This window comes from Mycobacterium sp. 20KCMC460 (assembly GCF_022179425.1).
Lineage (GTDB): Bacteria > Actinomycetota > Actinomycetes > Mycobacteriales > Mycobacteriaceae > Mycobacterium > Mycobacterium kiyosense.
The window spans coordinates 4,973,500-4,993,762 of sequence record NZ_AP025524.1; the positions used below are offsets into that span (position 1 = coordinate 4,973,500).

The following is a 20,263-nucleotide window of genomic DNA, read 5'->3' on the forward strand; positions in this document are numbered from 1 at the left end:
TAATCCCCCGCTCCGGACACAGTGAGGTACCCGATGTCGAACGCCCAGATCGTCGCCGACTTCTACACCGCGCTCAGCGGCGCCGACCCTGATGCGGTGGCGGCCGCGATCGACGCTCACTTTGCCGAGGATGCCTCGATCGAATGGCCGCCGTCGCTGCCGCATGGCGGCCGGGTGGAGGGCAGTCGACGGCTACGGGGGCTGTTCACCGGGATCGCGAAAGCCGGTAACCAAGCGGGCGCCACGAATCTCACCCTGCTTCGGACCATCGGCGACGGCGACCACGTGGTCGCCTGGATCACCTTCGAATGGAAGAACCCGGGCTCCGAGGACACAGTTCCCAACTCTGCCCTGGAGGTGTGGTCGTTCTCCGGCGACCGGGTCCAGGAAATCAAGGCGTTCTACTGGGACGCCGCGGCGATCAGCCAGCCGCAGCACGCCTGAACCGCCGCAAGTCGAACCAAAAGACACACCGAAGAGAGGCCGAGATGTCCCGTAGCGCAGTGATTGTCGATGCCGTCCGGTCCCCGATGGCCAAGGGGAAGCCACCGAAGGACGGCCGCCCCGGCGGGGCGCTGAGCGGCGTTCATCCCGTAGAGCTGCTGGGTCAGGTGATTGGTCAATTGATGGCCCGCAACGACGTCGATCCCGCTCGCGTCGACGACGTGATCGCCGGTTGTGTGAGTCAGGTCGGTGAACAGTCCGGGCCGGTCGGACGCTGGGCGTGGCTCTCGGCAGGCCTGCCCGAGAGCGTGCCATCAGTGGCGGTGCACCGGGCCTGCGGATCCAGCCAGCAGGCCGCCGACTTCGCCGCACAGGCCGTGATCGCGGGCGCGTGCGACATCGTGGTGGCGGCCGGTGTCGAGTCGATGAGCCGGATCCCGATGTTCACCGCGCGGATCGGGCAGGATCCGTACGGTTCGGCAGTGGCGCACCGTTATGCGCCGGGACTCGTGCCGCAGGGCGTCTCGGCCGAATTGGTGGCCGCCCGCTGGAAACTCGACCGCGAGTCCATCGACGAGTTTTCCGCCCGGTCCCATCGCAATGCCGCCGCGGCCGACTTCAGCGCCGAGATCGTGCCGATCACCACGCCCGACGGACAGACGGTCAGTACCGACGAAACCATCCGGCCATCGACCACGGTCGAGGGTCTGGCGACGCTTAAATCGTCGTTCTACTCCGACGAGATGGCCGCACGCTTCCCCGAGATCACCGACTGGCACATCACCCCGGGAAATTCGTCCCAGCTGGCCGACGGGGCTGCGGCGGTGTTGATCATGGGCGACGACACCGCCGCGGAACTGGGCCTGACCCCGCGGGCGCGTTTCCATGCGTTCGGACTCGCCGCCGACGATCCGATCACCATGCTGACCGGCCCCATCCCGGCCACCGAGCGGGTGTTGCGGCGGTCGCGGATGTCGCTGGCCGATATCGACCACTACGAAGTCAACGAGGCGTTCGCGCCGGTCCCGATGGCCTGGGCACAACACTTCAATGCCGATCCCACCAGGCTCAACCCCCGCGGCGGGGCGGTTGCGCTGGGCCACCCACTCGGGGCGTCCGGTGCCCGGCTGTTGACGACGATGCTGCACGCGTTGGAGTCCACCGGCGGCCGCTTCGGGCTGCAAACCATGTGCGAAGCCGGCGGAATGGCCAACGCCACCATCATCGAACGGCTCTGAAAAGGCCCCGTAAGGATCCGAAAGGACAAGCAAACCATGCAGATTGACGGAATCAGCGCGGTCGTCACCGGCGGCGCATCCGGGCTCGGTCGCGCGACCGTCGAGCGCCTCGTGGCAGGCGGCGCCGCCCGGGTCGTCATCGCCGACCTGCCCTCCTCGAACGGCGAAACCGTCGCGAAAGAACTGGGCGACGCGGTGCAGTTCGTCGCCGCCGACGTCCGCAACCCCGAGGAAGTCACCGCGGCGATCAACGCCGCCGTCGAGGCGGCCCCGCTTCGGGCGGTGGTGCATTGCGCCGGACGTGGCGGTCCGGTGCGGGTGGTCAACAAAGACGGCTCACCCGGCTCACTGGAGACCTATTCCGAGGTCATCGGTATCAACCTCATCGGATCGTTCAACGTGCTGCGCCTGGCCGCCGCACAGATGGCCACCAACGAGCCGATCGACGGTGATCGCGGTGTGGTCATCCTGACCGCGTCCGTGGCCGCGTTCGAAGGCCAGATCGGACAGATACCGTATGCCTCGTCCAAGGCAGGCATTGTCGGCATGACCATCGTCGCCGCACGCGACCTGGCGTCCAAGGCGATCCGCGTCTGCACCATCGCGCCCGGCACCTTCGACACGCCGCTTCTGGCAAAGGTCTCCGACGAGGTACGGGCCTCACTGGCAAAGACCGTCCCGCATCCGAGTCGGCTGGGCCTGCCCGACGAGTTCGCCCGGTTGGCACTGGCGATCATCGACAACGGCATGCTCAACGGTGAGACCATCCGTTTGGATGGCGCGATTCGCATGGCGCCGAGGTGATTTCGGGGTGAGTTCGAAGCGCCGACGCTTCTTCGACGAGGATCACGCGGCGTTCCGCGACAGCGTCAAGCGTTTCATCGCCACCGAGGTGGCACCGAACCTGGACGCCTGGCGTGAGGCCGATGCGACGCCCCGCAGCGTGGTCGCCGCGGCCGGTGCCGCGGGCTTCCTGGGTACCGCGGTGCCCGAGGAGTTCGGCGGTGGCGGTGCCGACGACTTCGGGTTTTTGACGGTCCTGATCGAGGAGACGGTCGCGGCCGGGGCGATCGGCCTGGCCGTGCTCTGGGCACTGCAGGCCGGCGTCGCTATCCCTTTTCTGCTCGATCACGCCACCGCGGCGGACCGACAACGGTGGCTACCCGGTCTCAGCGCCGGTCAGCTGGTCGCGGTTCCCGCGCCCGCCATCCTCTCGAACGTCGCCGCCGGCCGCATCGCCGACGCGCTGCTGATAACGGGCACCGACTCCGTTGCCCTGCTCGCGCTCGATCAACCAGGGGTCGCCGTCACACCGATCGTTGGCAACCTCGCCGGACGCGACGCCGGCCTGGCGGACGTCACGCTCAGCAATGGCACGGTCGACACCGCCGGAACCGAGATCGGTTCCCCGGCCGCACTGCGTCGTGACATCGATCTGTGGTTCGCGGTGTTGGCGCTGGCGAGCGCACGGTCCGCGACGACGCTGGCGGTGGATTACGTCCACGAGCGCAAGGTATTCGGCCGGCCGCTGGCGGAGTTCGAGAACACCCGCTTTCGGCTTGCCGAGCTCTGGGCCGAGGTGGCCGGGCTGACCGCCTTCGTCGATCTCTGCGTGCACGCGCGCAGCACCGGTGAGCTGGATGCAGCCGACGCGGCTGCCGCCTGCATCACTGCAACCAGAGTTTGTGGCGAAGCCGTCGACCAGTCCCTCCAACTTCACGGCGGCTACGGATATATGCGCGAATACCCGGTCTCGCATGCGTTCGCCGACGCGCGTTTGCTGCGCGTGCTCGCGTCGTCCTACTCCGATCCCCGCCGAACGTTGGCATCCACCGTCGCCCTGGATACCTTGGTACAGCAATGAATACCTACGATCCCCGGACCACGCTCGACGCGATCTCGCACAACGCGATCGCCGTCGTTGCAATCGGCGGGCTGTCGATTGTCGCGATGTTCGTCTTCTTCATCGAAGGCGCCCGGATGGGAAAACGCGACCGGGTTTATCCGATGGCGCTGTGGATGACGGCCCTCTGGTGGCCGCACGACGGGTCCTATCTGCTGCACTTCAGCGACTGGTTCGGCGGCCGGCACAGTCACTGGTTCATGCAGCTGTTCTGGTTCGCCATCATCGTGACGTTTGCCGCCGAGTCGATTTTCGCTTGGCAGACAATTCAATACGGCCGCGACGAGCTCTCCCCCGGCCGGTCCCAGCGGGAGCACACCATCCGGATCGTCGGCGCCATGTCCGCCGGCGTGGTCAGCTGGGCACTGTTGAAAGGCGCACTCGCCGACGATCTGTACCTGTTGTCGTTCATGGCGACGCTGTTGTGGGGCGGACCCTCGGCGAGCGCGATGCTGGGCCGTCGCCCCGACGGGCGTGGTCAATCCCTGCTGGAGTGGATCGGCTACTCCGTTATGGCCGTGCTCTATTCGGTCGTGTCGATTTTCTTCTTCGGCGGCGGATTCTTTCACTCCTGGCAGTACGTCGGCATCTGCCTTGCCGCGTGCGTCTGGAGCTTCGTGATCATCGTCGATGCCAAGCGTGCTGGAGCGCCGATGACGTCGTGGCGGTCGAGCCCCGCGCCAGTCGGCCGTAGCCCCGGGGCGCGGTCGAGGTAGGTCTAGCGGCCGAGCGCGAGAATTTCGTCCAGACTCTCCTGCATCGAGTTCCACAGCAGATCAAGGTCTTTGAACACCTCGCCGTCGGCGTTCATGGCGATACAGCACACGCCGCAGTGGGTGCACATGGCCGAGGTCAAAACGGTGCCCGGCAACGGCGCGAAGACGAACATCCGGTCGAAGCGCGCGCCCGCCATGTAGCGGTCCTCGGTAATGCCCGGCCATGAGCTGGTGGTGAGCACCGCTCCCCCGACAGCGCCGAGGATCGCCGCGGCCACACCCGAAGGGGTGCGGTTGAGCACCGGGGTGATGGCACCGAGGAAGCCCAGGGCGGGTTCGGACCGCACGTGCTGGACCCGCTCGTGCATCGCCCGGATCCGCTCGGCAGGATCTGCCACGCCGGACGGCACCAGGAAATAGGCGGCGGCAAAGTCATTGCCGCCGGTCGCGTTGTCCGCAGAGCGCATGGCCACTGGCATCGAGATCGGAACATCTTCCAGTTCTTCGCCGTTGGCGCTGCAATACCGCCGCAGCCCACCGAGGAGCGCACTGACGTACGCGTCATTTAGCGTGCCGCCTGCCGCTTTCGCCGCACGTTTCAGGTCGTCGAGTTCGCATTCCATGGTCCCGAAGCGCCACATCTTTCGGGAACCGCCCTGCAGGACCTTGGACGGATTCTTCGGGGGCGGTCCGGCCACCCGCGCCAACGAAGTCACGTAGTCCGCGGTAGAGCGAAGGTTGCCGACCGCTTTGACTACCGCTCGCCCAGTCCCGAAAAGAGCCTTCGGGGTGCCGGCGATCTGATGGCCGATCTGTTCGACTGCCACACCGATGGGGCTGCGCCGCACCGGTTCGTGCACCGGCATGGGTTTGTCGGGCTGATGCTCACGGCCCGTGTTGAGGACACGCTCGTGCAACCGTGCCAGCGCCAGCCCATCCATGAAGACGTGATGAGCGTGCATAACGTAGGCCGCGCGGCCACCCTCCAGGCCTTCGACCAGGTAGCCCTCCCAGGGCGGGCGGGACCGGTCCAACGGCGTCAGCCCGATCGTCTGCGCGAGTTCGAGCAACTGACTGCGCGTGCCGGGTGCGGGCAACGACACCCGCCGCAGGTGGTAGTCCAGGTCGAAGGACGGGTCGTCCTCCCACATCGGTGGGCCGACCGGAAGCACCGGATCGACCACTCGCTGCGCGAACCGCGGAACGATCTCCACGAACCACTCATGAGCAGCCCGAAGCCGCTCCCAATCCGGGACGGTGTCAAGCAGCTGCACCACCACCCCAGACCATGCGCCCTGCGGGTGCCGATCGGTACGCCACATCAGCGCATCCAGTTCGGACAGCACTGGATCGCGGCCCCAGTTCTCCAGGTCGGACCAAAGTTCCTCCCGGTTCATCCCCAGTTCTCCTCTCCGAAAGTATTCTCCCACTGCGCAATCCGGGCGCCGGCCTGACTATCGTCACGGTCGACCACGTCCGTTGCGGAGTCTCTCGCGGCCCGGCCGGCCCTGGGGTCGCGGACGAAATCGATGATCAAAGCCGCAGTCTCGGCGGGCTTCTCGAGCATCGCGCAGTGTGCGACGTCATCGAGTACCACCAGCTGCGCATCGGGAATGGCTGCTGCCAGTTGGCGTCCCGACGAGAGTGGAACGATTCGGTCGCCACGGCCCCACACCACCAACGCGGGAGCGCGGACAGCTTCGGGGGTAGCTTCTCCCACCGCCTTGCCAGCGGCTTCCATGCCGGCGATGAACCCCGGCGCCGCCATCCGCGGCACCAGTTCGGCGGCCAACGACCGCGTGATGTGATGTGTCTCCGCCACGGCGAGCTTGAAGAACGCGGCCCGTAGGCGACGCCATCGCACGATAATGCGCGGCACGGTGGGAAACCGGAAAACCCGGTCGAACAATCGGAAGCCCAACAAGATCGCCCGCAGTCGCGCCGGACCCATGATGTTGCTACCGGAGCCGATCAACATCAACCCGTCGACCCGGTGGGGGTGGTCGCACGCAACTTTGAGCGAGACGAGGCCGCCCATCGAGTGACCCACGATGGTCGCTTTGGCCAGCCGCAACTCGTCCAACAGTCCGACCACGGTAGCGACCTGTTCCTCGAAGACATCCCCGGCGCCCACCGGCTCCGATGCGCCGAAGCCCGCGAGGTCGAGCGCAATCACCCGGTGGTGGCGCGCCACCGCGGGGATGACCCGCAGCCACCATTGCCATGCTCCGCCCTGGCCGTGCGTCAGCACCACCGGCCGGCCGGTTCCGACGTCGACGTAGTGCACGTACCGGCCACGTACGGCAGCGCCACGCACGTGCTGATTCCAGTCCATCTCCGCCCACTCGCGGTCGGGGTGTTCGGAGTGCGTCGCGCCGGTATTCGGTCGCCGACGTCCGCGCAGACCCAGGCGTCGGCGCGTGCGATCCCGCATCGATATTTTGACCATCAGTCGCAATAAGTCCGATCGTTCACAGCGTGATACGCACTACATTAGAGGTATTACCAGCTATGTCGATGCTATAAAGAAACGATCGTTATCGCAATTATCTAGGTTGAGACATGCCCCACGCTGAGTTCGAGGTCGAGGCGGACGGCGCCGGTGATGACGGCGATATGAGCTGCGAACGCGCTCGCCTGCTCTATGAGACAGGCAACGTCGCGCTACGGGCGGCGGCCGAGAAGTGGTGGCGGCGTGCGGCAAGATCTGGAGACCACGAAGCTCAATACAGCCTCGGTGTGATGCTGCACGAAGATGCAACAGGACGATCGGGCGAAGAGGCCGAATACTGGTGGCGCCTTGCGGCATCGGGAGGCCATGTCGAGGCGCGGTATAACCTCGGCGTGCGGTTGCAGCTGCGGGGCGACCCCGAGGCAGAGGACTGGTTGCGCCTGGTCGCCGGAACCGGCCACACCGATGCGCAATACAACCTCGGCGTGCTGCTCGATCTCACCGGCACCGAATCGGCGCGGTCCGAAGCTCGGTGTTGGTGGCGCGTAGCAGCACAGGCGGGGCACGCCGGGGCGCAATACAACCTCGGGGTCGATTGCCAAGATCGTGGCGCCCAACGGGCTGCCGAGCGCTGGTGGCGCAGCGCCGCCGAGTCCAGTCATGTTGACGCCCAATATCATTTGGGCGTCAGTCATCACATGCGGGGCGAACATGACGTCGCCGAACACTGGTGGCGCATCGCCGCACGGGCCGGACACCGCGACGCCCAGTACAACGTCGGCACCTACCGCTATCAGCACGGCGACATTGCGGCCGCCGAGCGATGGTGGCGCGCTGCGGCCGAGGCCGGGCAGCCCGAAGCGAGCACTACGCTCTGCTGGCTGCGGAGCCGACGTGCTGGTGACTGAGCGCGGAGCGATCTGCACTGTCGTGCGATGCTGTTGACCTACCCGGGAGAAGGGCGCCGAAATGTCAACGTTCGTTCTCGTCCATGGCGCGATGCACGGATCGTGGTGCTGGGACCGGGTAGCGGAACCATTGCGCGAACAGGGGCATCACGTCGAGGCGGTCGACCTGCCGGGGCGTCCGGGCGGCGCCACGTTGGCGCGCCCGCACCTGGCCTCCTATGCGGCGACGGTGATCGCGGCGATCGACCGTTGCCAGGAGCCGGTGATACTCGTCGCGCACAGCTTGGGTGGTCTTGCCGCCACCCTCGCCGCAGAGGCGCGGGCAAAGTCTTTGGCCCGAGCCGTCTTCGTAAACTCACTGATCCTGCGTGACGGCGAGGGCGCGTTGCAGACCATTCTGGCGCCCACATCACAGAGCTTCTTCGCCCGCGAAGGCACGTTGACCACATCGGATGACGGGGCCAGTATTTTCGTGTCGTCCGCGCAGGCCGCGGTCGAAGGGTTCTTCAACCGGTGCGACCACGCGGACGCGATGGCAACCGCATCCCGACTCGTCCCCGAGCCGCTGCCTCCGGTCCTCGAAATCGTGCGGGTGACGGGATCGCGATTCGGTGCCGTGCCGAAGACCTACATCGGGTCGAGGGAGGACCGTGCGGTGCCCTGGCAGCTGCAACGGGACATGAGCGAACGGGCAGGAGCCGAATTCATCGAGCTCGACGCCGACCACTCGCCGTTCCTGTCGGCCACCGACGACCTGATCGCGGCCCTCACCGGACTTTGAGGCCACAGCCGTCTTGACGCTGGCGCGCGGCCGTCGTTACAGTTTTACACTGTGGGCGTACTCGGTGTAAAGCAACCTCAGCGGTCTCCGTCGCTCGACGGCTTCCTCGAGGACCCGATCGACGCCTTCGCGGGCTCGCTGACCCGGATGAACGGCATCGAGTCCGACGCCCTGCAAGACCTGCAACGGGATGCGCTTCGCACCCGGTTCACGCAGTTGCGCAACGAGATCCCGCTGCTGCGCCGAGTGGCCGACGAGCTGAATGTGCAGCGCGTCGACACGCTGGATGATGTCGTTCCGCTGCTGTTCGATCACGCCTTCTACAAGTCTTACCCGGCATCGTTGATCGACCGGAAACGCTTCGCGGACCTCACCCGTTGGCTTTCGCGCCTGACCACCGTCGACCTCACTGGCTTCGATGCCGGCGAATGTCGTTGCCTTGACGACTGGTTCATGCAATTGGACGCACAGACTCCACTGCGGGTCTGTCACTCCTCGGGCACATCCGGTTCGTTTTCACTGGTGCCGTGGAGCCAAGCGGAATTCGACACCCTGGGCGCCGCATTCGCCGCCGTGTTCATCCAAGACTTCGGTACCGATGAGGACTGCCGCCAGACCGCCCCGATCGAGGTCTTGTTTCCCTATTTCCGCCACGGCAGCGCAATGGTCACCCGGCTCAACGACGCAATCGCGGCACACGTCGCGAAGGGCGAGGAGCACTTTCACGCCGCCCTACCGTCGCGACTGAGCTCCGACGTGATGTATCTGGCCGGACGGCTGCGCGATGCCACCGCCAAAGGCACAGTGCGCCAGCTGAATCCGGATCCAACGCTATTGGCCCGCAAGGAGGAGTTCGACACCTTGCTCTCGGCGATGCCGCAACTGCTGCTGGAATTCCTGGACCGGGTCACCACCGAGCTGGCGGGCCGCCGGATCTTCACCGTCGCGGTCTGGCATACCGTGCACAACCTGGCGCTGGCCGGCCTGGCCGCGGGTCGGCGCGACGTGTTCGCGCCTGACTCGGTACTGGCGTTGGGCGGTGGCGCCAAGGGCATGGTCCAGCCCGACGGCTGGGAAGACGACGTGGTGGAGTTCTTCGGCGCGAAGCGGATCCGTCCCGGCTACGGCATGTCCGAAATCACCTTGGCCGCACGCGAATGCGATCATGGCCGGTTTCATTTCAACCCGTGGCTGATACCGTTCGTGCTGGATTCCCAGACCGGCGCTCCGCTGCCCCGATCCGGTAGCGTGACCGGACGCGCCGCATTCTTCGACCTCGCGGTGAAGACCCGTTGGGGTGGATTCATCACCGGCGACAAGGTCAAGGTCCACTACGACCCATGCCCCTGCGGGCAAACCACCCCCGGTTGTGAGCGCGATATCGAGCGGTTCGGCGCGGCGCGCGACGGCGAGGACAAGATCACCTGTGCGGCCACCGACGCGGCCCACCGCGAAACCGTCGAATTCCTGTCGTCGATATGAACGCCCCGAAGCTCACGCAGAACGTGGTGCCACTGGTCGTGCGGGGCCGGGTTGTCACCGAGGATCTGCAGGAGTTCGGTGCGCGCTCCGACAGCGGGGTGTTCCTGGCCCCCGACATCTCGCGTCACCTGGCGTCGCTGCCGCTGACCGATCCGACCGCGCTGAGCGACCTGCTGGCGTTGCCGGTCGCCGAGATCATTGACTACCTGGTCGAACTCGGCGGCCGGCTGGACTGCCGCAGCAACCAACACCTCGCGCTGGCGCGGGAGATGTCGTATGCGGCGGCGCCCACGACCCAGCCGATCGTCGACGAGCAATACCGTTTGATGCCGGCGCTTTTCGCGCGCCCCGCGCTCGACGACATGGTCGATATCGGCATCGGCCGTGCCTACCTCGACGGCTGGGTCCCCACCGTGCTTTCGGACGGCCGAACGCTGCGGGTCCGCGCATTCGGCAGCAGGTGTGTGCACATCACGGCGGGCAACTCACCAATGCTGTCCGCGCTGAGCGTGATTCGCAATGCGCTGACCCGGGGCGACGCGATCATCAAGAGCCCCTCCAACGACCCGATGACAGCCACGGCGATCGCGATGACGATGTGCGAGATGGCGCCCGATCATCCCGTCACCCGGCATCTGAGCGCCGCCTACTGGCGCGGCGGCGACGAGCGGGTGGAACGGTCGCTCTACCAGCCCGCTCACTTCGACAAGGTGGTGGCATGGGGCGGGTTCGCGTCCATCAAACACCTGACCCGGTATCTGCAGCCCGGCCTCGAGCTGGTGAGCTTCGACCCGAAACGCAGTGCGAGCGTGATCGGTGCCGCGGCGTTCGCCGGTGACGCGGCTTTCGGCGAGGCGGCCCGCCGGCTGGCGGTCGACATCGGTCACCTGAACCAGGCCGCGTGCGCCAACGCTAGAACGGTGTTCGTGGAGTCCGGTACCGACGGCCGGGGTGTCGAACGCCTCGCCGAATTCGGCGATCGGGTTTACCGCGAATTGATCGCGCTGCCCGAGCACGTCAGCACCCGGCCCAAGCGCGGAATCGCCCCCGCCTTGCGCGGCGCGCTGGATGCCGCACGCTTCGACGAGGACTGGTTCACCGTCATCGGTGGTCGCGACGGCGAGGGCGCGATCATCGTCTCCCGGCTTCCGGAGCCGGTGGACTTTGCCGCGGCCCTCGACGACCGCGTCGCCAACCTGGTTCCGGTGGACTCGGTCGCCGACGCGGTCAACCAGTTCGACAGCTACACACAGACTGTCGGTGTTTATCCCGAGGCCCTCAAAGAACAGCTGCGCGACGCTGCCGCCTTGTGTGGCGCGCAGCGCATCGTGTCGCTCGGCTACTCGTGCGTACCGACTTTCGCGGGGCCGCAAGACGCGTTCGAGCCGCTGCACCGGCTCTGCAGGTGGGTGACCGACGAAGAGCTCACTCCCGCGTCGCACCCGCTCGGGAGCCTGTTCCTCGACGGCAGCCAAGCCGGTAGCTGCTGAACCGCGCTCAGACGCGGAAGAAGGCGGGCAGCACCCGGGAAGCGACCACGGCCGGTGTCCTGCGCGCCGCTGTGGCGGCAACGCGGACAACGGCGTTGGGGATGGCCTCCCGCCTGCCGCGCTGCAGCGCCGCGAAGGCGGCGGCGACGCAATCCGCGGGGGTGGCCTTGGCGAAAGCCGGCATCGCGGACATCGTCTTTTCCAGGCCGGAGCTGACACCGAACTCCGTGTCGATCGGGCCCGGGCACAGCGCGGTCACCGAAACGTCGACTTTGGCCATCTCGTAGTGGAGCGCGTGCGCGTAGCGCAACGAAGCCCCCTTGCTGGCCCCATAGGCTGCGAAATTGACTGGTGGACAGAGTATCCCGGCAAGGGACGAAACGATCACCACAGCGCCGGACCGGCGCGCGGCCATAGCCGGCGTCAGCGCCCCGCACAACGCGAACACCGCTTCCACATTGGTGCGCAGCATCTCCACCGCGCGGTCCGGGTCGAATTCGCACACCGGCCCGCCGCCGCCGAAGCCGGCGCAATTGATCAGCACGTCGACCTGCCGGCCCGCGTCGGTGATGGCGCCCAACAGATTTGCGCGGGATTGCGGATCCGCGACGTCGCATCTGACCGGCAGCGCGTCGCCGAGTTCACCGGCCAATTTCTCCAACCGGTCCGCGCGCCGGGCGGCCAGAGTGACGTGGTGGCCCCGGGCGGATAGTTGGCGGGCGAACTCGTCGCCGATGCCGGAGGACGCGCCGGTTACCAGAGCAGTGCCGGTGCGCCGCGGTGCGGGTAGGCCGCGTCGGGATCCAGATGTCATACAGAGTTCTTACAGCATGTCCGCACTGCGGGTAAGACATCGTTGACATTGAGTGCGCACTCTTCGTAAGGTCTTGCGAATGGCGCTCGTGAGCAACATCGATCCAGCCCTGGCGACCGAGTCGCTCGCCGGATGGCTCGCCGGGCGTCTTCCCGCCGGCGCGGACCCGGTGATCACCAATTTGCGCGTGCCGAAGGAAAGTGGGCTCTCGGCCGAGACGGTGATGTTCGATGCCGAGTGGACGCAGGACGGCGTACGCAGCGCGCGGCCGCTGGTGGCGCGGGTGGCGCCGACCGGACCCGGCATCTACATGGATTACGACGTGCTGCGCGAGGCTCGGGTATTGCGCGCGGTGGCCGAGCATTCGAGCGTCCCCGTCCCGGAGGTGCTGTGGTCGGAGGGCGACACCTCGGTGCTGGGTGCGCAGTTCTTGGTGATGACTCACCTCGACGGGCGGGTGCCGCGCGATGATCCGCCTTTCACCGCCGAGGGGTGGGTGCTCGACCTCACCCCTGGTGAGCAGGCGACGATGTATGACAACAGCCTCGCCGCGATGGCCGCGGTGCATGCGATCGATGTCGACGCCACCGGACTACGGTCTGCGTTCGCCCGACCCGATCTCGGCGACACACTGGTGGCGCAGCACGTCGGCTATGTGGCGTCGATGGTGGATTGGGCCTGCGGCGGCCGACCTAATCCGGTGATCGATGCGGGCCTTGCCTGGCTCCGCGCCAACCAGCCGGCCGAGCCCGATCGGTCGTGTTTATGTTGGGGCGACGGCAGATTGGGTAACGTCATGTTTGCCGACGATCTGTCGGTGGCCGCGGTGCTGGACTGGGAGGCCGCCACGGTCGCAGTCCCGGAATACGACCTGGGCTGGTGGCGCTTTGCGATGCGCCATCACTCCGATGGCATGGGATTGCCGCTGCCACCGGGCTTTCCGCCGGACGACGAGGTGTCCGCCCGGTTCGCGGCGATCAGCGGCCAAAACTTGGCCGACGTCGAGTTCTGGGAGATCCTCAACGGGGTGCGGTTCTGTTGCATCGTGGCCCGCGGCGCTTCCCTGATGATCGCCGGCGGGCTGCTGCCTCCGGACGCCCCGATGGCGGTGAACAACCCCGGCACCCGCGTACTCGCGGATATTCTCGGAATCCCAGCCCCCACTGGGCAATCCGCATACTACGTCGGAAATCGTTAGACGCTGCCCGCCGGTTGGTACAGCGTGAACCACACCGTATCGGCCCACGCTTCGACCAACTCCCGCACACCCCGCTCGGGTGCGGGACCGATAATGTGCCGCAGCCCGTTCTCGGTCAGATAGATCAACCACCGCGCCGTTTCGCCGTCGTCCAGCGCGGCGTTGGCCCACCCCTCCTGCTGGCCTCGCGAGATATGTTGGCGCAGCGCACCTTCCATCGACTCGAGCGCCGCCGCGAGCTGTGACCGCAGTTCGGCGTCGCTTGCCGCAGTTTCGTACACAGCGGCAACCAACGGCAACCGCGGCCGGTACACGGCCGCGACCTTCCGCATCCCTTCGGCCAGCCCGGCGCGAGTCGGTGCCGCCACACCGGACCATGTTCGCGGCGCCTGGTCGAGCAATTGGATGAATTCGCCGAGCCAGCTGGCCAGTACGTCGACTTTGCTATCGAAATATTTGTAGAAGCTGGTGCGTGAAATGCCTGCCGCAGTCACGAGCCGCTCCAGCGTCAACTCCGTGAACCGCGGTTCATCGGCGATCAGGCGCTCCAGCGTCGCGACCAACGTCCGCTCCACCTCGGAACGTCGCTGTGCCCGAGAGTCGGCCCGAGTCCCGTTTCGCACCACGACTAAACCGCCTCGTACAAGGTGAACCAGTGCACATCGGTCATCGCAGCGACCGCCTCGGGTGCGGCCGTCGAACGCCCGGCGAAAGCGCGCCGCAAACCGAGCTCGGTCATCCATGCCAGCCACCGCGCGGTCGCCAACGGGCGCAGACCGGCTCGGACCAGCCCCGAACGTTGGCCTTCGGCGATGTGTTCGGCCACGCGACGCGCCGCGGCCTCCATGGAGGCGATGAAGGCGTCGTGCAATTCGGCATCATAGGCCGCGACCTCGGCGGCCGCGGCCATCACTTTGCGGTGCGGAGCGTATCCCTCGAACAGCTGTGTCATCGCCTGATTCAGCTCGGCCCGGGTGGACTTCGGGGCGTCCAGCCAGGAGGCCGAGACACCGACCAGTTCGCCGATGGTGTCGGCGGCGATGGCGCGAATCAGCTCGACCTTGTCGTCAAAGTACGCGTAGAACGTCGGCCGCGAGGTGCCGGCTGCCGCGCAGATGGCGGCGACGGTCAGTTCGGTGTAGTTGCTGATCTCTTGCTCGAGAAGCGATTCCACCGCCGCGCGCAGACGTGCAATCAACGCTTCGCGGGCCGAAAGTGGGCTGCTCATCAGGACCAAGGTACTGCACCGCGCTGATTGACACGTAGTACGCACTCTTTGTAAACTGCCGCAATGTCAAGTCTGACCGCAGTTGATGAGATCGATGCTCCGGCGCCCGTGCTCGAGGACCTCGGTATTTTTCTCACCGCGGGCCGCCAGCGCAGGCCCGGGGTGATCCTTGAGGAAGCCGTCCTGGCGGAGCGCCTCGGGCTGCGCCGGGGGTTCCTCTCCGAGCGGTACGACATCAAAGTGACCGGCCCGCTGCTGGGCGGTGTTGGCGCGGTCACCTCACGACTGTCGCTGGGCACCGGCGTGCTGGCCGCGGGTGCCCGTCACCCGGTGCTCACCGCCGCGCTCGGCGCCACGATGCAGGCCGCCTACGGTGAACGGACCGTGCTCGGGCTGGGCCGCGGCCACACCACCTGGATGGAAACCCTGGGGCTGGCGAACCAGCCGGGTGCCTTGGGCAAGATGTACTCGCTGGGCGCATTCGTCGACTACATCGACATCATCCGCAGGCTGTGGCGCGGCGAGACCATCGATTACGACGGTCCGGCCGGACGCTACGAAGGCATCTTCATGGCCGACCCGCCCCAGTGCGCGCCACCCCCGATCTGGTGGGGCCTGATGGGCGGACCCAAAGCAGCAAAGCTGGCCGCCACCGCCGCCGATGGGGCCATCATGCTGGATCTCGTCACCCCGGACGCCGTCGCGCGGACCGCACACATCATCCGGACCGAGCGGGAAAAGGCGGGCCTCGACCCCGCGGCATTCCGATTGGCCGTCGGCGTCATCACCACGCCCGACTTCGACGACGTCGGCGTGCTCAACCAGACCGCTGCTCGGTTGCTCACCTACATCGTCGGCATGCCGTCGGTCGTCGAGACCTACTCGAAGGTCAACGGCTGGGATGCCGAGACCTTGCACAAGCTCACCGAACACGAACTGTTCAAGGCACAGAAGACCAAGACCGCCGACCTGACCTATCACCGGCACCAGCTCATCGAAGCGGCCAAGCATGTGCCGATGGAATGGATGCGGGACAGCTGCGCCATCGGCACCGCCGCCGAATGCGTCACCAGCCTGCAGCGCTTCCGCGACGCCGGTGCCGACGAGATAGTCATCTACGGCAGCAACCCGACGGACAACGCCAAGCTGGTCGATCTCTGGCGTAACCGCCCGCACGCCGGCAACTGAGCACGGTCAACGCCTTCAAGGCAGTGACCGGCTACTCGATCGGGATTCCGAAGTAGTCCTGGTAGCCCTGCAGTGCCTGCCGGGCGCGAGCGACCACGTCGGATGAGCCGAAATTGAACCGGTGCGGCGGGCGGTTGTCGCGCGGGTTGTCGATCATGTACTGGCCCATGGCTTTACGTCCTTCTTCGGTCAGCTCGATGCCGAAGTGGCAGTACATGTCCTCGATCGTCCCCAGCACGTCGCCGACCAGATCCTGGTAGAGCACGTTGAATATCTGATCCGACGGAATGGCGCCCGTTTCCATCTGGTTGATCACCGCGGCGAACCGGGCCGCCGAAATATTGGGATCTGTCATGTATTCCAGTGACACGCCGTTGAACGGGTGGTCACTGCGGCTCCACTGGATGGTCCCGATGATGCTGACCAACGACGCCAATGCACGGGTGGGATCACGATGCGGCCAAACGAATTTGGCGTCGGGATAAACCTTGAGCAGGTCTGGCATCCGATCAAGGTGCATCGGATCTTTGAGCACCCAACGCTTGCGGGGATTGCGCCATTGCAGCAGCTTGAGAACCCGCTGGTGCCAGTGAAAAGCCGGTGCGGTGTCCTGGGCGAAGATGTAGGCGTCGTAACTGGGTACCTGGCCGAAACAATCCAGCCAGGTGGGCGCCATGAAGTTGATGGCCATCATCGCGCTGTCCTCGAACGGCATGTCGCCGGCGAGTTCGTGCATCGAGGGCATGGTCGGCGTGACCCGGTTCCATTGGTCGACAAGCTTGTTGGCCTTCGCGATGCGCGGATCGGTGCGGTAGGTCGCGGTTTCCGGTGGCGGACAGGGAAACATCATCTCCCAGTGCATCAGGGTGCCGTTGTCGGGGTGGGCGGCCAGGACATTCTGCAGTAGAGACGTTCCGGAACGGCCTTGCCCGACGATGATGATCGGCTCGACGATCTGCTCGTCGTCGATCTCCGGATGGCGTTTGTAGGTATCTTCGATACGAAGTTTTGCTTCGAGCAATATCAGGATGTCCGAGCGCGTCCGCAGTCGCCCCACGAGGTTCAACTCGGCTTCGTCCTCGAGCGCCCTGATGAAATATCGGAAGGGCTCGCGCCAGTCGTCGGCGCCGAAGTCATCCAGACCCGTGTTGCGCTTAGCCGTTTCGAGAAGGGAGCGTTCGTCCAATGGCACGATGCCCCGGATGTCCATGCAGGCGCCCTCTTCGTTGACCACCCGGACCCAGTCCGGGCGCGGTGGCGGCTGCCACTGCATGCGGTGGTCGGGTTGCGCCGTTGCCGTCCCGAGATCTGTCACCGTCGCACTCCTCCTGATACCGGTTGGCTGGTCAAATGATGTGACGCTGCTGGAAAGCCGCGAACCGCTCGGCGAGTTGGTGTTCGCGTTCCTGCGGCGACAGCCACGTCGTGCCCGTCGGCAACGTGACCTTGAGATCGACGAGCTTGACCAGTTCGCCACGCGCAGAAGGATTTCCGCCCGCCCACGGCTGGTCGTCGGCGCCCGTATCGGCGCGCGGCAACAGTTGCCAACGCTGCATGAACAGCGTCTCGTGCAGTCCCAGGGTGTCCACCCAGTTGTGCACCCCGGGATCCTGAATGGAAAACACATAGGTGTACGTGCCGTCCGGGTTGGCGACGCTTTGGGTGGTGTTGAGACAACTGGTGCGACTCCAGAAGTTTCCACTCATCAGCCACCAGTCGTACAACGTGAGCACCCAGTAATCCGAGCCGCCCGGATCGAGCGTGAGCACGTAGGCCTCGTCGTCGGCCAGGCTCAGCCGACCGCGTAGCAGTTGTTGGGTCTGCATCCCTCCGACCCCGGAACTGTTGGCCGGCGCGGTGATCGTGTTGGGCTCCAGGAAGGCGACCATTTGTTTGAACCAGTAGTTCGTCGGGACATCGTCGATGATGAACCGTTTCGCCACTGCCGTGAGTTGTTCGACGGTCCGTGGCGGCGCTGTCGGCGCATCCAAGCGTTCGATCCGGTAAGCGTTGGGAACCTGCCCCCAATCGCGGCGGCCGTCGCGGATGAACAGGTACTTGGCATCGAGCGTCGTTTGCAGGTGATTGGGCCGCCCACTGGCCGGTTCGGGATCGATGGTGATGACGAAGGTGCCGTCATCGGCGATGACCACGTCGCGCCAGTCCAGCCAGGCTACGTTCATCGATTGGGACAGATTGCTGGTGATGAACATTGGACAGTCGCCGACCGGCTGGTCGGATACCTTGCCGTACAACGCAAACCGTGAATGCCCGTCGACCGGGACGAAGCTGTAGTGGTTGTCCGGGTTCTCCCCCGTGCCCAGGCCGCGGCAGCCGGGCACCTTCATGCCGAACCACTCGTGCGGCGGGCCGTATCCGTGGCCCAGCACCTTGGGGTAATTGGAATCGGAGTTCAGCGCCAGGATCACGTAGTGAAACGCCCACTCCGCCATCTTTTCGTCGATCCCGTCCAGCGCCTCCGCCGGAATGTCGGATCCGCCCATGATCTTGAAGCGCGTGGTGGCCTGCGCCTGCGCATCGACGATCGTCGGGGATTTCACGATTTCCAGCGCCAGTGCCTCCAGTTCGCGCTGATCGGCGGTGGCCGTCGGGTTGACCCGGGAGAGAAAGAATGCCTCGTCGGCGAAACGGTCGTTCACGGATCTCGACATAGCTGTCAACATAGGCACTGACTGCCACGACGTCAATACATGACAGTTGTATGCTGACTGCCATGGAACGTCCCACCCGTCTGATGGATCGCCGGCGGCAGGACGCACGGGCAGAGATCGTCGCCATCGCGCTTGACCTGTTCGTCCGCGACGGTTTCGAGGCGACGACCGTCGAGGCGATCGCGGGGGCCGCCGGGTGCGCCCCGCGCACGTTCTATCGGTACTTCGGATCCAAAGAAGACGTCATGTTCCACGACCTGCCGGATGTAATCGCTGGGCTTGGCACGCTTCTGGATGCCAAACTTGCAGCCGGAGTGGCCGAGTGGACCGCGGTGAGCGAGTCGTTGATCGACTTCATCGGGCGGTTCGATGCCTCCGACGTCCGCGCCGCGACCCAGCGAATGGACCTCTGGTTGCACGAGCCGGCGCTGCGAGCGCGCTACCTGCAATATGTCGCGCAAGCCGAAACCGTCGTCGTGGACTCGTTGTGCCGACACCGGGGCACCTCAGCGGACGAAGACGACGTCGCCAAGCTGATCGCGGTCGCCGCGGTCGGGGCGTACCGGGTCACCGTCAGCACCCACCGGGGTCGGGCACAACGCAGGCTCGGCGATCACCTTCGGGAGGCCCTCAGCACCCTGGGCGCCGGCCTCGCGGGACTTCGTTAACCACGACCAATCGACGACTGCTGGGTCGGGTGCGCACCGAAACCGTTGTGCCACAGCGTCTGTTGATGACTACCCGGATCGCTGTCGTTAGCTTTGCCCCGTCCGCCGCCGGCGTAAGAATGTGCGTGAGTGGTGCAGTGGCCAATAGTCTTGGCCTTCACCTAAAGCTGTTTGCCCGTCGAAGTCCCATTCGACCAACGACCAGAAGGTAGTCAGCCAGGCATATCCCTGCCAATTGAACATATTCCGCACGCGGCCCGTCGCCGCCAGGCGCCGGCCCAGCGAATCGGTTGCTTCGACCCGATAGGTCGCCGGTCGACCGGATTCGTCTCGCTGGGTCACCGCGATCGTGTTGCCTTCGCCAAGCGTCAGATCGCCGTAGCGTCCGTCCCTCAGGTAGTAGCCGAGGATCATGTCTTCTGCGGTGCCGATCACCGGATCATCCTCAGGTTTGCGGAAACTCACCGCCAGGGCATGGAAGCTGCTGCGCTCGCCCACCGCCCAGACCATCTGGCCGCGCGGGTTGTTGACGATGTCGCGGATACCCCATGACCGATCGCGCTGAGCGACACAGTTCACGGCGATCACTTCTCCGTCCACACACAGGGTTCCGGTCATTCGCCCCGGCTGGTCATAATGGCCCTTGCCCCACTCTTGGAGGCCACTCGGGAAACCCGTGTCGTGCGGGGGACAGTCGGCGACGAAGTCGAGGTCGACGGCCACGCCCGCGTTGAAGGCGGTCTGACCCCGATAGGTGAACCGGTAGTGGCGCAGTGGCTCGAGGAGTTCGACGCGCAACCCGTTGGCCAGCTCGAAGTCGAACATCTGTGCGCCGCTGGGAGTTTGAAAGCCTTCGCCCCAGTCGTACAGCAGGCAGTCGTACGTCTCGCTCCCGCTGCCGTCCCAGGCCGCTACTCCGCCCACCGTATAGCCGATGTTGGGCCGGTGATACAGGTAGACAAACCCCGAGAGGTCGCGTTCGGGGACCATAAAGGAGAACCAGCTGGCCTCGTTCCAGAATGGCTCGCCGTGCGGTGCCGGGTGAAACAAGTCGTCTTCGGCGGTGATGCCCATCGGCTCC

At 65.8% G+C, this 20,263-nt stretch carries 20 protein-coding genes; 12 read left to right on the forward strand and 8 right to left on the reverse strand.

The features are described from left to right. The first annotated feature begins 33 nt into the window (after positions 1–33). From MKCMC460_RS22875 to MKCMC460_RS22895, 5 genes are read left to right on the forward strand one after another with little or no spacing between them, the layout of a single operon-like run. On the forward strand, positions 34–444 hold the full coding sequence (locus tag MKCMC460_RS22875; protein WP_238304862.1) for a nuclear transport factor 2 family protein: 411 nt from the start codon (positions 34–36) through the stop codon (positions 442–444). 44 nt (positions 445–488) lie between these two features. Then, on the forward strand, positions 489–1,682 hold the full coding sequence (locus tag MKCMC460_RS22880; protein WP_236977285.1) for a thiolase family protein: 1,194 nt from the start codon (positions 489–491) through the stop codon (positions 1,680–1,682). A gap of 36 nt (positions 1,683–1,718) precedes the next feature. Continuing rightward, positions 1,719–2,486, forward strand: a complete 768-nt coding sequence (locus MKCMC460_RS22885) for an SDR family NAD(P)-dependent oxidoreductase (RefSeq protein ID WP_236977286.1) — start codon at positions 1,719–1,721, stop codon at positions 2,484–2,486. A gap of 7 nt (positions 2,487–2,493) precedes the next feature. Further along, positions 2,494–3,546 (forward strand): acyl-CoA dehydrogenase family protein, encoded by a 1,053-nt coding sequence (locus MKCMC460_RS22890; RefSeq protein ID WP_236977287.1) that lies wholly within the window; start codon positions 2,494–2,496, stop codon positions 3,544–3,546. After that, the gene (locus tag MKCMC460_RS22895; protein ID WP_236977288.1) at positions 3,543–4,301 is read left to right on the forward strand and encodes a hypothetical protein; all 759 of its coding nucleotides are present in this window, start codon (positions 3,543–3,545) and stop codon (positions 4,299–4,301) included. The genes MKCMC460_RS22890 and MKCMC460_RS22895 overlap by 4 nt, the downstream gene beginning before the upstream one ends. Before the next feature lie 2 nt (positions 4,302–4,303). On the opposite strand, the gene MKCMC460_RS22900 is transcribed toward MKCMC460_RS22895, so the two are convergent. Both MKCMC460_RS22900 and MKCMC460_RS22905 read right to left on the reverse strand, forming a co-directional pair. Then, positions 4,304–5,698, reverse strand: coding sequence for a wax ester/triacylglycerol synthase domain-containing protein (locus MKCMC460_RS22900; protein ID WP_238304864.1), 1,395 nt, complete (start codon positions 5,696–5,698; stop codon positions 4,304–4,306). After that, positions 5,695–6,735 (reverse strand): alpha/beta fold hydrolase, encoded by a 1,041-nt coding sequence (locus MKCMC460_RS22905; RefSeq protein WP_236977292.1) that lies wholly within the window; start codon positions 6,733–6,735, stop codon positions 5,695–5,697. The genes MKCMC460_RS22900 and MKCMC460_RS22905 overlap by 4 nt, the downstream gene beginning before the upstream one ends. A 128-nt stretch (positions 6,736–6,863) precedes the next feature. On the opposite strand from MKCMC460_RS22905, the gene MKCMC460_RS22910 reads away from it, so the two are divergent. The 4 genes from MKCMC460_RS22910 to MKCMC460_RS22925 all read left to right on the forward strand — a co-directional run bounded on the left by MKCMC460_RS22910 (position 6,864) and on the right by MKCMC460_RS22925 (position 11,414). Then, positions 6,864–7,661 (forward strand): tetratricopeptide repeat protein, encoded by a 798-nt coding sequence (locus MKCMC460_RS22910; protein ID WP_236977293.1) that lies wholly within the window; start codon positions 6,864–6,866, stop codon positions 7,659–7,661. 61 nt (positions 7,662–7,722) lie between these two features. Then, positions 7,723–8,442 carry an alpha/beta fold hydrolase gene (locus MKCMC460_RS22915; RefSeq protein ID WP_236977294.1) on the forward strand — a complete coding sequence of 240 codons (720 nt, stop codon included), beginning with the start codon at positions 7,723–7,725 and terminating at the stop codon, positions 8,440–8,442. A gap of 51 nt (positions 8,443–8,493) precedes the next feature. Beyond that, positions 8,494–9,924 carry a hypothetical protein gene (locus MKCMC460_RS22920; RefSeq protein ID WP_236977295.1) on the forward strand — a complete coding sequence of 477 codons (1,431 nt, stop codon included), beginning with the start codon at positions 8,494–8,496 and terminating at the stop codon, positions 9,922–9,924. Continuing rightward, positions 9,921–11,414, forward strand: a complete 1,494-nt coding sequence (locus MKCMC460_RS22925; protein ID WP_238304865.1) for an acyl-CoA reductase — start codon at positions 9,921–9,923, stop codon at positions 11,412–11,414. Before MKCMC460_RS22920 ends, MKCMC460_RS22925 begins: the two co-directional genes overlap by 4 nt. Before the next feature lie 7 nt (positions 11,415–11,421). Here the strand turns inward: MKCMC460_RS22925 and MKCMC460_RS22930 are convergent, their stop codons facing one another. Further along, the gene (locus tag MKCMC460_RS22930; RefSeq protein ID WP_236977296.1) at positions 11,422–12,228 is read right to left on the reverse strand and encodes an SDR family oxidoreductase; all 807 of its coding nucleotides are present in this window, start codon (positions 12,226–12,228) and stop codon (positions 11,422–11,424) included. A gap of 79 nt (positions 12,229–12,307) precedes the next feature. Between MKCMC460_RS22930 and MKCMC460_RS22935 the strand changes: the two genes are divergently transcribed. Then, on the forward strand, positions 12,308–13,426 hold the full coding sequence (locus tag MKCMC460_RS22935; protein ID WP_236977298.1) for a phosphotransferase family protein: 1,119 nt from the start codon (positions 12,308–12,310) through the stop codon (positions 13,424–13,426). Here the strand turns inward: MKCMC460_RS22935 and MKCMC460_RS22940 are convergent. After that, positions 13,423–14,001 (reverse strand): TetR/AcrR family transcriptional regulator, encoded by a 579-nt coding sequence (locus tag MKCMC460_RS22940; RefSeq protein ID WP_236977300.1) that lies wholly within the window; start codon positions 13,999–14,001, stop codon positions 13,423–13,425. The two genes, MKCMC460_RS22935 and MKCMC460_RS22940, sit on opposite strands and share 4 nt — an antisense overlap. 53 nt (positions 14,002–14,054) lie before the next feature. After that, the gene (locus MKCMC460_RS22945) at positions 14,055–14,654 is read right to left on the reverse strand and encodes a TetR/AcrR family transcriptional regulator (RefSeq protein WP_236977302.1); all 600 of its coding nucleotides are present in this window, start codon (positions 14,652–14,654) and stop codon (positions 14,055–14,057) included. Between the two features lie 63 nt (positions 14,655–14,717). Between MKCMC460_RS22945 and MKCMC460_RS22950 the strand changes: the two genes are divergently transcribed. After that, positions 14,718–15,842 carry a TIGR03857 family LLM class F420-dependent oxidoreductase gene (locus MKCMC460_RS22950; protein ID WP_238304866.1) on the forward strand — a complete coding sequence of 375 codons (1,125 nt, stop codon included), beginning with the start codon at positions 14,718–14,720 and terminating at the stop codon, positions 15,840–15,842. A gap of 31 nt (positions 15,843–15,873) precedes the next feature. Here MKCMC460_RS22950 and MKCMC460_RS22955 read toward each other — a convergent pair whose 3' ends face one another. Both MKCMC460_RS22955 and MKCMC460_RS22960 read right to left on the reverse strand, forming a co-directional pair. Then, positions 15,874–17,157, reverse strand: a complete 1,284-nt coding sequence (locus MKCMC460_RS22955; RefSeq protein ID WP_236977306.1) for a sulfotransferase — start codon at positions 17,155–17,157, stop codon at positions 15,874–15,876. Positions 17,158–17,188: 31 nt separating this feature from the next. After that, the gene (locus MKCMC460_RS22960; protein ID WP_238304867.1) at positions 17,189–18,514 is read right to left on the reverse strand and encodes a DUF1214 domain-containing protein; all 1,326 of its coding nucleotides are present in this window, start codon (positions 18,512–18,514) and stop codon (positions 17,189–17,191) included. Between the two features lie 62 nt (positions 18,515–18,576). On the opposite strand from MKCMC460_RS22960, the gene MKCMC460_RS22965 reads away from it, so the two are divergent. Continuing rightward, positions 18,577–19,182, forward strand: a complete 606-nt coding sequence (locus MKCMC460_RS22965; protein WP_236977310.1) for a TetR family transcriptional regulator — start codon at positions 18,577–18,579, stop codon at positions 19,180–19,182. Positions 19,183–19,269: 87 nt separating this feature from the next. Here MKCMC460_RS22965 and MKCMC460_RS22970 read toward each other — a convergent pair whose 3' ends face one another. Next, positions 19,270–20,256: a hypothetical protein gene (locus MKCMC460_RS22970; RefSeq protein WP_236977312.1), complete on the reverse strand. Its 987-nt coding sequence runs from the start codon at positions 20,254–20,256 to the stop codon at positions 19,270–19,272. Between the last annotated feature and the right edge of the window lie 7 nt (positions 20,257–20,263).

Coding starts and splice junctions, on each gene's coding strand:
- MKCMC460_RS22875 (WP_238304862.1), top strand. CDS start 34: ATGTCGAACGCCCAGATCGTCGCCGACTTCTACACCGCGCTCAGCGGC.
- MKCMC460_RS22945 (WP_236977302.1), bottom strand. CDS start 14,654: ATGAGCAGCCCACTTTCGGCCCGCGAAGCGTTGATTGCACGTCTGCGC.
- MKCMC460_RS22925 (WP_238304865.1), top strand. CDS start 9,921: ATGAACGCCCCGAAGCTCACGCAGAACGTGGTGCCACTGGTCGTGCGG.
- MKCMC460_RS22895 (WP_236977288.1), top strand. CDS start 3,543: ATGAATACCTACGATCCCCGGACCACGCTCGACGCGATCTCGCACAAC.
- MKCMC460_RS22910 (WP_236977293.1), top strand. CDS start 6,864: ATGCCCCACGCTGAGTTCGAGGTCGAGGCGGACGGCGCCGGTGATGAC.
- MKCMC460_RS22885 (WP_236977286.1), top strand. CDS start 1,719: ATGCAGATTGACGGAATCAGCGCGGTCGTCACCGGCGGCGCATCCGGG.
- MKCMC460_RS22970 (WP_236977312.1), bottom strand. CDS start 20,256: ATGGGCATCACCGCCGAAGACGACTTGTTTCACCCGGCACCGCACGGC.
- MKCMC460_RS22880 (WP_236977285.1), top strand. CDS start 489: ATGTCCCGTAGCGCAGTGATTGTCGATGCCGTCCGGTCCCCGATGGCC.
- MKCMC460_RS22935 (WP_236977298.1), top strand. CDS start 12,308: ATGGCGCTCGTGAGCAACATCGATCCAGCCCTGGCGACCGAGTCGCTC.
- MKCMC460_RS22950 (WP_238304866.1), top strand. CDS start 14,718: ATGTCAAGTCTGACCGCAGTTGATGAGATCGATGCTCCGGCGCCCGTG.
- MKCMC460_RS22905 (WP_236977292.1), bottom strand. CDS start 6,735: ATGCGGGATCGCACGCGCCGACGCCTGGGTCTGCGCGGACGTCGGCGA.
- MKCMC460_RS22965 (WP_236977310.1), top strand. CDS start 18,577: ATGGAACGTCCCACCCGTCTGATGGATCGCCGGCGGCAGGACGCACGG.
- MKCMC460_RS22900 (WP_238304864.1), bottom strand. CDS start 5,698: ATGAACCGGGAGGAACTTTGGTCCGACCTGGAGAACTGGGGCCGCGAT.
- MKCMC460_RS22960 (WP_238304867.1), bottom strand. CDS start 18,514: ATGTCGAGATCCGTGAACGACCGTTTCGCCGACGAGGCATTCTTTCTC.
- MKCMC460_RS22915 (WP_236977294.1), top strand. CDS start 7,723: ATGTCAACGTTCGTTCTCGTCCATGGCGCGATGCACGGATCGTGGTGC.
- MKCMC460_RS22930 (WP_236977296.1), bottom strand. CDS start 12,228: ATGACATCTGGATCCCGACGCGGCCTACCCGCACCGCGGCGCACCGGC.